The sequence below is a fragment of the Methanogenium marinum genome (assembly GCF_028912405.1).
Classification (GTDB): domain Archaea; phylum Halobacteriota; class Methanomicrobia; order Methanomicrobiales; family Methanomicrobiaceae; genus Methanogenium; species Methanogenium marinum.
On sequence record NZ_JAKELO010000002.1, the window covers coordinates 1,967,399 to 1,979,469 of the forward strand.

The following is a 12,071-nucleotide window of genomic DNA, read 5'->3' on the forward strand; positions in this document are numbered from 1 at the left end:
TGAATTTAGAAAAGGTGGCGAATGCTTCCTGACAGTGGAATTATTTATCTCTCCATATCGGGATTTTTTCGTGATCACATCAGATGGGGTGTCATAGCCCATGGTTATGGTCAGTGTTTAAGCACCGAAGGTGGTGTCAATGAGTCCGGCAATGGTACAACAATTATCCGGGAAGATGCCTGTGCGCGCAGATTCGGAATTAAAGAGTTTTTCCTGTAACAATCACTGATTCTCTCTGGAAATTGCCTGATAGGCCCCGTTGTGATGATCTTTATTCTGTTCATGATCGCCAATAGGAAAAAAGAGTGAAGCACCAGTTGGATGGCGACACTATCTTATATGAGGCAGGTAATAGAGGACACGTGTATGGGGTGAAATGAATGAGATCAAAATTGATTATTTTTGCGTTTTTAATTAGTCTTGTTGGTATCTGTATGGTGCCAGTCAGCGCGTGTCCATATGTTGGCATCACACCGGGGTCAACGGTTTTTGTTGGTGAAGAGGGACTCGTCCTGCAGGAGGGTGTGCTTGCAGCCAACGATACCCAGGTGGCATGGTATCCATCGGGGGCATTAGTTACTGGTATGAGTGATCCGGGAACGACCGTAACGGTGAATCCGTTATCGTTTGATGTGACACCTGCTTTGTTTGGCAGTTATGTCGGTGCCTGGTATTCCTATCCAAACGGGGTGAAAGAAGCAACCCCTCGTCTGGCATTTGTAGTGAAAAAGCCGGAAGCAAAGGTAAAACTCTGGGTATATACATCTCCGGCGGGCAAGGATGCTACTAATTATGAGACGGTAAAGGGTGTGAAACTTGGGTTCCGGCTGGAAACAAATATGTATCCGATATTCGACCGGATTGGCGGCACCGAACACCCGGGTATTGATATCTATGTAGAAGGGCCTGGGGGGGTTACCTATTCTACTCTCTATGATGATGCACCCTTGCGGCATTCTGTTGCGATAACCGGCCTGCATCCGCGAACCTCCATTACCTATGTGCCGGTTAAATCTGCTGCCACCTGTGTCTGGGATACTGGTAATTCAGAGTATCAGCCGGGTGAATATACCTACTATGCCTATGCCGATGTGAACGGGATAAAGAATACAATGGGGAAGATTTTGGGCGATACCTTTTCCCTGATTGCTGCAGGCTCTACAGACCCTACATACCCTACAACTTCCTATCAGAGAAGGACTTCTGATGAGACAACGCCCCCACCTGCACTTCTCACTCAGGTGAACGGCACCGGGACAGTCACTCTTTACGTAACCAGTGGTGGCATTCTGCAGGTGGACACTCTTTTGAAAGACCAGGGTGGGGTGGCATATGTTTCTCTTAAGAAAGGGATCCGGGCCTTAAATGTGAAGGCGCAGGCACTTAAATCCCTCTCTCTCATCATGGTAAATGATCCTCAGAATATCGGGGCTTTCCCTGATGGGCAGACTCCGCTTTTCACATATAATATCAGTCCAGAGCAATCATCGTTCTCCCCGTCTGTAGAACTGGGAATATTAATTGGTGATAATTCGGTATTCTATAATCTGTACTGGTGGGATGTGAGGGTTGGCAAATGGCATGTTGTTGATGCAGAAACGGGTAATGATGATGGATATCTGAAGGCAGATATTACAAAGACCGGGTTCTTTATGGTGACGTATCCTACGGAATCTATGGTACCTGTCTCAGAGCCTTCCTTCCTGCCGGAGACTACTGCACCACCTGCGGAACCGGTGGTGTTTCCAACTCCTATGCAATCGCCTGTCGGGGTCCTGGGGATTGTGGCAGGGCTTGCAGCGTGTGCTCTTCTGAAGAAGAGATAACACTATTTTCCTGTTTTTATTTTTTGAAGGATGTAAAAAAAGTATAATTCTCCACTGGTAGTGGAATTATTCGTTCAATTCTATATCAATGCCGTATTTTGCAGCGTTTGCATCGGCGATTGCCTGAATCTTAGCGATTTCTTCTGTGACTGGTTTTGGTCTGAAGAGATGGCGGAACCGCTTCTGGGCTTTCAGATAGCCATCAACCGGTACACGGCGGACTTTCTTTGCTTTGACAAATTCACCGTTTTCCATCTCATAGTTGACCCAGAGACCGCATTCAATAGCCTGTTTGCCTATTTCAATTGTCTTTGCACCATCAAAGCCCCATCCTGTGCTGCACGGGGTGTGCACCTGGAGATAGCATGCACCCGGGGTGTTGACAGCTTTTTCGACCTTCTTCATGACGTCCATCGGGTATGCAACCGATGCTGTTGCGACATAGGATGCTCCGTGGGCGTTGAGAATCTGGGGGAGATCTTTTTTCGGGAGGGAATTGCCCATTGACATTTTGCCCGGAGGCGATGTCGTGGTGCTCGCATCATACGGAGTGGCACCGGACCGCTGGATACCGGTGTTCATGTACGCCTCATTGTCGTAGCAGATGTAGGTGATGTCGTGGCCGCGCTCAAAGGCGCCGGAGATGCAGAGCATTCCGATATCAAAGGTGGCGCCGTCTCCACAGATACAGACAACCTTCTCTGTCCGGTTGTTGTGCTTTAGGGAAGCCTCAACACCGGATGCAACTGCTGCTGCGTTCTCGAAGAGTGAATGAATCCAGGGGACCTTCCATGCTGTCTCGGGGTATGGTGTGGAGAAAACCTCCATGCATCCGGTTGATGCGACCACAATGACGTCATCGCCTGTCCCTTTCAGCATGAGCCGTGCAAGCATTGCAGGGCCGCATCCACCGCAGGCACGGTGTCCACAGTCAAAGAGTTCCAGTGATTTGTCAACCATTTAAAGCACCTCCGTTCTCAGGCCATAGAACATATTCCCAACGCCCTTCTCAGCAAGATTTGCAATGCCACGGATGTCCTTTTTGCGGATATCCCTGCCACCGAGACCGATGACATAGCTGTATACGTCAATCGCCGTGCCGGTGACTGCGTCTTTGACTTCAGGACCAACTGCGCCTTTCATGGTAGAGCCGAGGGAGATGTTTTTCTCGAGTACTGCGACTTTTGAGACCCCTGCGAGTGCCTTTGCAAGCTCTTTTGACGGGAACGGACGGAAGGTCCGTATTTTGACGAGGCCTGCTTTGATACCGTCTGCACGCATCTCGTCGATGGCATCTTTTACGGTGCCGCATATGGAGCCGAGCGCAACGAATGCGACATCTGCATCATCCATGCGGTAACTCTCGGTGTGACCGGAGTAGTCGCGTCCGAACATTTCGCCGAACTCCTTGCCTGCCGCACTGATGGCGTCACCAGCACGCTGCAGGGCCTGGTCTGTCTCGTACCTGAACTCCATGTAGTAGTCAGGTGTGGCATACATTCCCATCGAGATGGGTGCTTTTGCATCGAGTTTGTTGTAGGGGACATAGGGTGGAAGGAATGCATCTATTTCTTCCTGCGTTGGTATGTCCACCGGTTCATATGTGTGTGAGAGGATGAACCCGTCAAAGCATACGAATCCTGGTAAGAGGACATCGTGCTGTTCTGCTGCCTTGTATGCGATGAAGTGCTGATCCGTCATCTCCTGAACATCTTCGCCATAGAGCTGGAACCATCCTGCATCCCTGAGGGAGATGGAGTCCTGCTGGTCGTTCCAGATGGAGAGCGGAGCGCCGAGTGCACGGTTTGCAATTGACATAATGATCGGCTGGCGCATGCCTGCCACATTGAAGACAACTTCTGCCATCAGCATAAGGCCCTGTGATGAAGTGGCTGAGTAGACACGGGAGCCTGCGGCGGATGATCCGAGGCAGACGGAGAGTGCGGAGAGTTCTGACTCCACACAGATATATTCTGCGTCCAGTTCGCCGTCAGCGACAAAATCTGCCAGACGTTCAACGATATGAGTCTGTGGGGTGATTGGGTATGCGGAGACAACCTCGGGCCGGCAGAGTTTTGCTGCTTCTGCAACGGCGTGAGATCCTTCCATTATCTGCAACATCTATTTTTCCTCCTGAATCATGGTAATCGCTTCTCCCGGACATTCTCTGGCGCAGACGCCACAACCCTTGCAGAAGTCAAGGTCAAAGAGGATTTCATCGTCTTTCTGACTGACTGCTGTCTCCGGGCAGATGAGGATGCAGTTGCCGCAGAGAATGCATTTTTCCATGTCCACGACTGGCATGTAGACACGCCATGATCCGGTTTTGTTGTCCCGTGCCCTGCCTGGTGCGGCAGCGCATCCGATACGAAGTGCCATGTTACTGTCCCTCCTTCACGAGTTCATATGCGCGGCGTGCTGCTGCGATATTTTTCTCAGCAAGGGAGCCGGAGAAGCGTTCGGAAAGTGCTTCTTCCAGTGCTTCCAGCCCGATTTCACCAGTGGCCGCGGCAAATGCACCCATGAGGGTGGTGTTTGTTATCGGCAGTCCGAGGATCTCAAGCGCAAGGGATGTGGCATCGATTGCGATGAGTTTCACACCCTCAGGCACACCATCGACCGTGTCTTTCTCGGTATTGACAAGCGCAATGCCGCCTTCTTTTAGTCCACTAAATACATCGACATCAGTGATGAGCGAACTATCCTGCACGATGATATAGTCTGGTTCGTATATCTGGCTGCGGAGACGGACTTTTTCGTCACTGAAGCGGACGAATGCCTGCACAGGTGCTCCACGCCGTTCGACACCAAATGCGGGAAACGCCTGTGAAAAGACGCCGCTCTTGAAGGCAGCGGTTGCAATGAGCTCTGCTGCGGTTACAGACCCCTGCCCTCCTCTTCCATGAATGCGTAGTTCTCTCAAAAATATCCCCATATAATCTTACATGATTAATAGATAAGAATTTTTGGCAGGATGTACACCTGATACCTTCGATCAGTGGGAATTGAATAGTAATTCTTCTTTATTTGTCGAAATAGGTGGAATAACGAGAGGAAACACGCGAAAAAGTGTGGGGTCGTGGGTGTGTTTTTGATGTTGTGTTGCTGTCTTGTTGTTTTCAGTAGTGGCCATGAATGTGCTGTATTTTTGGATTGGGGTGACAGAATGCCGGCCATCTGCAGGGGATCAGTGTGGTTTATGAATGCTTGGTCTTTAAGTCTGTGAAGAAAAAGTGTGGTGATATATGTCGACACAGAAAGTTCATTCATCATATCATGGGTAAAGATGATGTTTGCCTCTGGTGCTGTGGACATGGATGAGATATCATCGGGGAGATTCTATCTATGTTTACCTGTCAATCCCAAGTCCCAACACCGACGTCACTCCGCCAACAAATACATCCCGTGCAATCCGTGCACACCCTCTCGCCGCGACCCAGTCATCATAGACTACAACCGGCGTTTTGATGAGGCGTGATACTTCCGCTGCAATGCCGGGTGCCTGTGATCCGGCAATGGCTACCGGTGCATCCGGGGCAAGCAGACGCAGGGATGCAATCTCCATTGCTGTCCAGAGGGCGAGGGTTGCTTCCTGTAGATCCTCAGGGATGGTATGGCGGACGCCTGCGTGGAGGAATGCCTCGTTTGCTGTCTCTTCTCTCCGGTCAATCCGGCGTATTGCATCCACATCGAGGGCACCGTGGGTGGTGCCCGGCGCAAAGACACAGGCATCGAAGGCACCGGTGATGGTCCCGTCCGTAATAAGCAGGCTCACCGTGTTGGAACCTGCGTCTGATACAATGAAGGTTTCGCCCAGTGTCTGCATCACTTCGTAGGCGATGCCAAGTTTTTCCGGGCTGGTCTGATGCGAGTATGCCTTGAACCGTGGGTCAGTCGGGGATCCTCTGTGGATGCCGGGTATCACCACAGCGGGAATGCCGGATGCTGCAATTTCGTCATAAACGCGTGTTCCGCCACCCGTGTGTTTTCCGGCCCCTTCACGGGTGATGATGCCCCGGTTTTTGACCTTCCTGATGTCAGTTATGTCTGTAATGGCATCTCCCATCGAGTAGCAGACAGCAATGCCTTCAATCTCTTCAACGGGACAGATACGTTCGAGGTCAGTGGTTGTGAATTCGGTCGCTTTTTCACGGGGTATTCTGAATTCTGCGGTATCTGATGCGAACCGCAGTGCTGTTGTGCCGTGGTCGATGCCAATAAACATATTTTATCTGTATTAGTATCAGCGGGGGGTATTATACCGTTTATTACTTGGTGCAGGGACGGCGTATATACCGGATGCCGGGGATGGCACCTGTCCCACATCCCGTCGTGACATGTGAAAAAAATAGGGAAGCTATCACATCGGACTTTGTTCCCCGGAATATAATAGATGGGGAAATACCATCATGTTCATCCCTCACTTTCAACAACACCATCCACAAAGCCCTCAAGCTGTGCCAGAATGGATGGTTCAATTCCCTTTTCTACAGCGAGAAATACTCCTGATATTTCGAGTATCTTTAATTTGCTGGTAATAAAATGGAAAAATTTTGTCAGATTTGCAGATGAGATATATATGAGCATACTATTAACTGAATCCAGAAGAACCCAGACATTATCTCCATCAATTGTTTTCAAAAGCTCAGTGACTGCTATACCCATGTCAGTCAGGTTTGAGGGATTGTTAACAAATGTACAGTTGACAGCACCTTCCGATTCTTTCCCGATTGCATATTTTGTTATGGCATCGATAAAATGGACTTTTTCAAGGTTTATGCCGCCCTTTACGTAATCTTTTCGAAGCACATTATACGGATCGTTTGTGGTTATGACAATCGTCGTAAACCCTTTATCAGTAATCTCCTTTATTATCTCAATATTTTTTTTTCTGATGCTCCGTGGCTCTGAGAGAACAAGATATATCGTCCCCTCCTCACTCTCATTATATGATATATCCATCCGCCTACTCCGATAAATATCTCTTTAGTTCGGGAGGCATATCTTCAAAGGCCATACTTACCGCTTTGTTCAGTTCAAAGAGATTTTCAATGATCTGCTCTGCATTTTTAGTCTGTATCCGTAATTGCAGGATTAGATCCTCTGTTGAGCACTCGTTGTTCTCCAGGCGTATGATAAGTTCATCCACATTATTTTTGATCACTTCGACAGGATTTTTTAGTCTCATCGCAGATTCACCGATGTAATCAATGATGTCGGTTTGCAGTTTCTTCTCTTTTGTAATGTCACTTCCAATCATAATGAACCCAAGAGTCTTTCCATTGCCATTTTCAAGCTCCCGTGTATTCCATGATATGATCTTTTGCATTCCGTCTTTTGTAGTGATTTTACTCTCGAAATTCTCCAGATCTTTTTTAGCGGATATGATGTCGAGTATCTTCTCTGTTACATCTTTGCGGTATTTCGGGTCTGGGTAAAGCTTTTTCCAGACTTCATTGCTGCCCTTTACTTCATCTGCGGTGTAACCGCTGATCGTTTCTGCAGCCCTGTTCCATACCTCAATACGGGTGTTTGAATCAAGAAATGCAACCCATACGTTTGCATCCATCAGAAGAGTTCTGAATTTTTTCCCCAGTACTACTTTCTCGGTGATATCCCGTCCCATTGCAATATAACCGAGAATTTCACCGTTTTTATCAATAATTTCCCGGGTATTCCATGAAATATCTTTTTGATTTTCGTATTTTGTCAGGATTATGGTTTCAAAATTTTCCAGCTTCTGCCGGTTTTTCATTGCACGCTCTATCTTTTTTGTCACAATTTTACGGTATTCGGGGTCAGGATAGAGTTTTTTCCAGATTTCATTGCCCCCTCTGACTTCATCCTCAGAATATCCGGTAATCTCCTTTCCTGCCGTATTCCAGATGCCAATGCACCCTTTTGTGTCAAGAAATGTTATCCAGACATTTGCGTTCATAAGGAGGGTTTCAAAAAATCCTGCAGTTATCGATGCATTTTCAATGGGAAATTTTCCTTCCTTTTTATCTGAATATTGATTGTCGTTTTGCATCAGATTCTCCTACTGCAAAAAATGCAACACCCTTATATAAATATATCCTGATCTGGCAGCAATATTCCGGGATTTTCTCTCAAAATAACCTGGATTTATAAAATCTAAAATATTCCTGTATTTTTTATCCCACTGAAATTGGGTTTTGAACCCCTGTCAATTCTCTCCTCACTCTGGATATGGGGTTTTAACTGAGGAAAATTTCCAGATATTTCGCAGAAACACGTTTGCCCATATTCCTGACCAGAAAAAGGAGATTAAAAAAATTGGTATAATTATCTGGTGCCAAAGAGTCGGTCACCGGCATCACCGAGGCCGGGGATGATATAGCCCCGTTCGTTCAGGTGGCTGTCAATTACTGCAGGAATAATATCGACGTCCGGGTGATCCTCTGCTACCCGGCGTATACCTTCCGGGGCTGCGAGAATGCAGAGTACCTTTATGTCTTTTACCCCTGCTTCCCGGAGAAGCGTGCAGACAGCAGACGTGGTGCCGCCGGTTGCAAGCATTGGGTCAAGAATATAATTTCGCCTTTCCTGTACATCTTCAGCCAGTTTGGCATAGTAATTCTTTGGCTGAAGGGTGGTTTCGTCCCGATAATATCCTATGTAGCTGATACGTGCTGTTGGGATAACCTTCAAAAAACCCTCCTGCATCCCGATTCCCGCACGGAAAACAGGAACAATAGAGGGATCCTTCTCTTCTACTATCTGAACATCAATTGGAGTGCCCTGCCAGCCGTTTATGGTGATATTTGTCAGGGGGAGGTCCTTTGTCGCCTCATATGCGAGGAATGTGGAGAGTTCAGTTACAATATCACGGAAATCCTTTGAGTTGGTCTTAGGATCCCGGAGCATTGTCACTTTATGACGAATTAAGGGGTGGGTAACCGGATAGACTGCCATATTAGAAGTCCACCTCGACAATTGGTTCCTCTCCCTTCTTTGGTCCCGGGATGATGAGGTTTAACACTACACCGATGATTGCTGCAAGACCGATTCCTGCAAGCTGGAAGTCACCGATGGGAATAAAGAGTCCGCCAATTCCGGAGACAAGTACTACTGCAAGGATGGCGAGGTTCTTTGGAACGGTGAGGTCTACCTGATTTTTGACCATCTGTTCAATACCCAGACTTGCAATCAGCCCAAATAAGAGAATCAGCACACCGCCCATAACAGGGCCGGGGATGGTGCTGAGGAATGCACCGACTTTCCCTATGAAGGCAAAGCATATCGCAAAGATTGCACCGAAGGTCATCAGGAGTGGGTTGAAGTGACCGGTCATTTTGACTGCTCCTGTTACTTCAGAGTAGGTTGTGTTTGGAGGGCCGCCCACCATGGATGCGAAGAAGGTTGCCACACCATCGCCCAGAAGGGTGCGGTGAATGCCCGGGTCTTTGATGTAATCTTTGCCGGTCACAGAACTGATGGTGAGAATGTCACCAAAGTGTTCAATTGCCGGTGCAATTGCGACCGGAATGATGAAGAGGATTGCAGCAAGGTTCCACTCGGGGAAGACAAAGGTTGGTGTTGCTACCCAGGCAGCAGTGGATATAGGAGCAAAATTGACCACCCCGAGAACAATCGAGACCACATACCCGATGGCAATTCCACAGAGAATCGGGATGAGTTTGAGCCATCCTTTTGCAAAGAGGAAGATGACCATCGTGGTCAGAAGCGAGATGCCTGAGATAATGAGTGCAGTGTTTACGGGGACTACCTGTGTGTCACCTGAGAGACCAACTGCCATGGAGACCGCAACCGGTGCAAGGGAGAGACCGATGACAGCTATCACAGGGCCGACCACAATCGGCGGGAATATTTTTGTGATGATTTCCACACCGAAATAGCGCACACAGAAACTGAGAAGCACGTAAAAAAGACCTGCAAAGGCAAGACCACAGAGCGTTGAGGGAATACCCCATGTTGCAATTCCAAATATTATAGCCGGTATAAAGGCAAAGGACGATGCCAAAAATATAGGCACTTTAAACCGTGTAATCACCTGGAAGATGAGTGTGCCCACACCAGCGGTGAAGAGCGCAACACCGGGATCAAGCCCGGTTAAAAGTGGCACCAGCACCAATGAGCCGAATGCCACAAAAATAATCTGGAGGCCGCCAAAGACCTCCTTGATTCCAAATTCACCAATTCCAATATCCATTATTTCAATCCCTGAAAATTAATCATCATTGAGCTATGATGTCGTAAAAAATTAGATGCTAATAATATTATAGTTCATCTTTTGAGGTCTCCCTGTTCTGGTGGGGAACTGTCATTTCAATCAATTATATAGGTGAGATGAGAGATGGGGGAACACTTCGGTTGTTGTCCATCACTCTGGATTAACAGATATTGCCATCCGGCGTTTTGCATACTCCATAATCCCGATAAGGGCTATTCCTACAATGGTGAAGAGGACGGCAGATAATCCAAATCCACCTTCTTTTGTGATGATTCCTACAAGCATCCGTGTGGATCCGAGCATCAGTCCGGTGAGAAACGCAAGAAGCACCGCATGATGTGTGCGAAGGAGATATTGTAGTGTCCGGGAGAAGAGCAAAAGACCGATGACCCCGCCTGTCCCATACGTGATCAGTTCCGGGAGTGCGAGGGTGTGGATTGCATTCAGGAGATATTCATACTGGTTGAAGAGGAGTGTGATATACGCACCTGAGATGCCGGGAAGGATCATGGCGCAGAGGGCGATGGCACCGGTAAAAAAGAGAACCGGAAGGGAGTGGCCCATGGATGTAGGGTTTAATCCTGCAATGATAAATCCGGCTGCAATGCCCGCGATGAGAAATGCGATGATGTCTGTACCCCTGCGTTTAATCTCTGAAAAGACAAGGACCGAAGATGCGAGAATAATTCCAAAGAAGAGCGCATAGGTCTCAACTGCATATACGTTCAGAAGAAAGAGGATGATCTGAGACATGATGAGTGCTGCCACACCGATTCCGGCTAAGAGTGAGCCCATAAAAAAGGGGTCTACTGCCCGCACGCCGTCCATAAACGCTTTTTTATCTCCCCTGATAAGGTGTTGGAGGGTATGTATATGGATATTTCCGATGGCATTGATGAGTCGTTCGTAGATGCCGGTGATAAGTGCCATGGTCCCCCCGGAGACACCCGGAATGATGTCTGAGGCACCCATCACCATTCCTTTGAGAAAAATAAGGATATATTCACGGCTGATTTGGTCTGGTGTCACACTATTCTATGTGAAAAGAGAGTTTTTAATGGTATAGCAGACGAAACTCCGTCAGCTATGAAATCGATTATTACCGGCGGGGCCGGGTTTATCGGATCCCATCTGGCAGATGCACTGGTCGCCCGGGGGGACGAGGTCATTGTTATTGACAACCTTGCAACAGGTACCGTGGATCATCTTGCTGCCCACAACGAATTAGATTCTTTGCTGCTTTTGACAGACGACCTCTTAGAGGATGGCTGGCAGGATGCGTTTGCCGGTGCACAGCGTGTGTATCATGTTGCAGCAGATCCTGATGTGCGGGCAAGTGCAGGAGCGGCATATGAGGTATACCGGCAGAATACCGAGGCTGCGATGCGGGTTTTGGAAGCAATGCGAATCTATGAAGTGCCGGAAATTGTCTTCACCTCCACTTCGACCGTGTATGGAGAGGCCACAGTCATTCCGACACCGGAAAATTATTCCCCGATGATCCCGATCTCCATTTATGCTGCCACCAAACTGGCTGACGAGGCGATGATCTCTGCCTATTCTGCCACATACGGCATGAAGGCCTGGGTCTTCCGGTTCGCAAACATCATTGGTGAACGGAGCAATCATGGAGTTATCTGGGACTTCATGCACAAGCTGAGAGACAATCCACGTGAACTTGAGATCCTTGGAGATGGGAAACAGACCAAATCTTATCTTGAGGTTACCGCGTGTGTCGAGGGAATCCTGTATGCCATCGACCACTCTGATGAGACATTCAATTACTATAACGTCGGATCAGAGGACTGGATCAGTGTAACCGATATTGCAGACATTATTGTAGAGGAGATGGGCCTTGAAGATGTCACCTACCGGTTTACCGGCGGCGACCGTGGCTGGGTTGGCGATGTCCCGAAGATGCAGCTCGCAGTTGAGAAGGTGAAGGCACTTGGTTGGGTGCCTCCTGTGACATCCGCTGAGTCAGTCCGCACTGCGGTACGTGCCCTCTCAAAAGAGATGGCATAACCTTT

General features: G+C 48.3%; 13 protein-coding genes. 3 read left to right on the top strand and 10 right to left on the bottom strand.

What is annotated here, in order from left to right; all coding sequences use genetic code 11:
* Positions 1 to 21 precede the first annotated feature (21 nt).
* Together L0665_RS09840 and L0665_RS09845 are read left to right on the top strand one after the other, a co-directional pair.
* The gene (locus L0665_RS09840; RefSeq protein WP_274925510.1) at positions 22 to 219 is read left to right on the top strand and encodes a hypothetical protein; all 198 of its coding nucleotides are present in this window, start codon (positions 22 to 24) and stop codon (positions 217 to 219) included.
* Between the two features lie 161 nt (positions 220 to 380).
* A complete protein-coding gene (locus L0665_RS09845) occupies positions 381 to 1,826 on the top strand; it encodes a DUF3821 domain-containing protein (RefSeq protein WP_274925511.1) in 1,446 nt (481 codons plus the stop codon).
* 66 nt (positions 1,827 to 1,892) lie between these two features.
* Here L0665_RS09845 and L0665_RS09850 read toward each other — a convergent pair whose 3' ends face one another.
* The 10 genes from L0665_RS09850 to L0665_RS09895 all read right to left on the bottom strand — a co-directional run bounded on the left by L0665_RS09850 (position 1,893) and on the right by L0665_RS09895 (position 11,070).
* Positions 1,893 to 2,786 (bottom strand): thiamine pyrophosphate-dependent enzyme, encoded by an 894-nt coding sequence (locus L0665_RS09850; protein WP_274925512.1) that lies wholly within the window; start codon positions 2,784 to 2,786, stop codon positions 1,893 to 1,895.
* Positions 2,787 to 3,947, bottom strand: coding sequence for a transketolase C-terminal domain-containing protein (locus L0665_RS09855; protein ID WP_274925513.1), 1,161 nt, complete (start codon positions 3,945 to 3,947; stop codon positions 2,787 to 2,789).
* The gene (locus tag L0665_RS09860; RefSeq protein ID WP_274925514.1) at positions 3,948 to 4,205 is read right to left on the bottom strand and encodes a 4Fe-4S binding protein; all 258 of its coding nucleotides are present in this window, start codon (positions 4,203 to 4,205) and stop codon (positions 3,948 to 3,950) included.
* Between the two features lies 1 nt (position 4,206).
* Entirely contained in the window at positions 4,207 to 4,749 is a 543-nt protein-coding gene (locus L0665_RS09865; protein ID WP_274925515.1) for a pyruvate ferredoxin oxidoreductase subunit gamma, read from the bottom strand.
* A gap of 426 nt (positions 4,750 to 5,175) precedes the next feature.
* A complete protein-coding gene (locus tag L0665_RS09870) occupies positions 5,176 to 6,051 on the bottom strand; it encodes a methanogenesis marker 12 protein (protein WP_274925516.1) in 876 nt (291 codons plus the stop codon).
* Positions 6,052 to 6,239: 188 nt separating this feature from the next.
* Positions 6,240 to 6,788 (bottom strand): DUF7504 family protein, encoded by a 549-nt coding sequence (locus tag L0665_RS09875; RefSeq protein ID WP_274925517.1) that lies wholly within the window; start codon positions 6,786 to 6,788, stop codon positions 6,240 to 6,242.
* Between the two features lie 4 nt (positions 6,789 to 6,792).
* A complete protein-coding gene (locus L0665_RS09880; protein WP_274925518.1) occupies positions 6,793 to 7,857 on the bottom strand; it encodes a PAS domain-containing protein in 1,065 nt (354 codons plus the stop codon).
* Positions 7,858 to 8,132: 275 nt separating this feature from the next.
* On the bottom strand, positions 8,133 to 8,762 hold the full coding sequence (gene upp / locus L0665_RS09885; protein ID WP_274925519.1) for a uracil phosphoribosyltransferase: 630 nt from the start codon (positions 8,760 to 8,762) through the stop codon (positions 8,133 to 8,135).
* 1 nt (position 8,763) lies between these two features.
* Positions 8,764 to 10,020, bottom strand: a complete 1,257-nt coding sequence (locus L0665_RS09890) for a uracil-xanthine permease family protein (protein ID WP_274925520.1) — start codon at positions 10,018 to 10,020, stop codon at positions 8,764 to 8,766.
* 171 nt (positions 10,021 to 10,191) lie between these two features.
* Complete coding sequence (locus L0665_RS09895; protein ID WP_274925521.1) at positions 10,192 to 11,070, bottom strand: DUF368 domain-containing protein; 879 nt, start codon at positions 11,068 to 11,070, stop codon at positions 10,192 to 10,194.
* A 57-nt stretch (positions 11,071 to 11,127) separates the two neighbouring features.
* Between L0665_RS09895 and L0665_RS09900 the strand changes: the two genes are divergently transcribed.
* A complete protein-coding gene (locus L0665_RS09900; protein ID WP_274925522.1) occupies positions 11,128 to 12,066 on the top strand; it encodes an NAD-dependent epimerase/dehydratase family protein in 939 nt (312 codons plus the stop codon).
* The last annotated feature ends 5 nt before the right edge of the window (positions 12,067 to 12,071 follow it).

Excerpts from the sequence above, each read along its gene's own strand:
- L0665_RS09855 (WP_274925513.1), bottom strand. The coding sequence starts at position 3,947 with ATGTTGCAGATAATGGAAGGATCTCACGCCGTTGCAGAAGCAGCAAAA.
- upp (WP_274925519.1), bottom strand. The coding sequence starts at position 8,762 with ATGGCAGTCTATCCGGTTACCCACCCCTTAATTCGTCATAAAGTGACA.
- L0665_RS09840 (WP_274925510.1), top strand. The coding sequence starts at position 22 with ATGCTTCCTGACAGTGGAATTATTTATCTCTCCATATCGGGATTTTTT.
- L0665_RS09845 (WP_274925511.1), top strand. The coding sequence starts at position 381 with ATGAGATCAAAATTGATTATTTTTGCGTTTTTAATTAGTCTTGTTGGT.
- L0665_RS09875 (WP_274925517.1), bottom strand. The coding sequence starts at position 6,788 with ATGGATATATCATATAATGAGAGTGAGGAGGGGACGATATATCTTGTT.
- L0665_RS09900 (WP_274925522.1), top strand. The coding sequence starts at position 11,128 with ATGAAATCGATTATTACCGGCGGGGCCGGGTTTATCGGATCCCATCTG.
- L0665_RS09850 (WP_274925512.1), bottom strand. The coding sequence starts at position 2,786 with ATGGTTGACAAATCACTGGAACTCTTTGACTGTGGACACCGTGCCTGC.
- L0665_RS09880 (WP_274925518.1), bottom strand. The coding sequence starts at position 7,857 with ATGCAAAACGACAATCAATATTCAGATAAAAAGGAAGGAAAATTTCCC.
- L0665_RS09870 (WP_274925516.1), bottom strand. The coding sequence starts at position 6,051 with ATGTTTATTGGCATCGACCACGGCACAACAGCACTGCGGTTCGCATCA.
- L0665_RS09860 (WP_274925514.1), bottom strand. The coding sequence starts at position 4,205 with ATGGCACTTCGTATCGGATGCGCTGCCGCACCAGGCAGGGCACGGGAC.
- L0665_RS09890 (WP_274925520.1), bottom strand. The coding sequence starts at position 10,020 with ATGGATATTGGAATTGGTGAATTTGGAATCAAGGAGGTCTTTGGCGGC.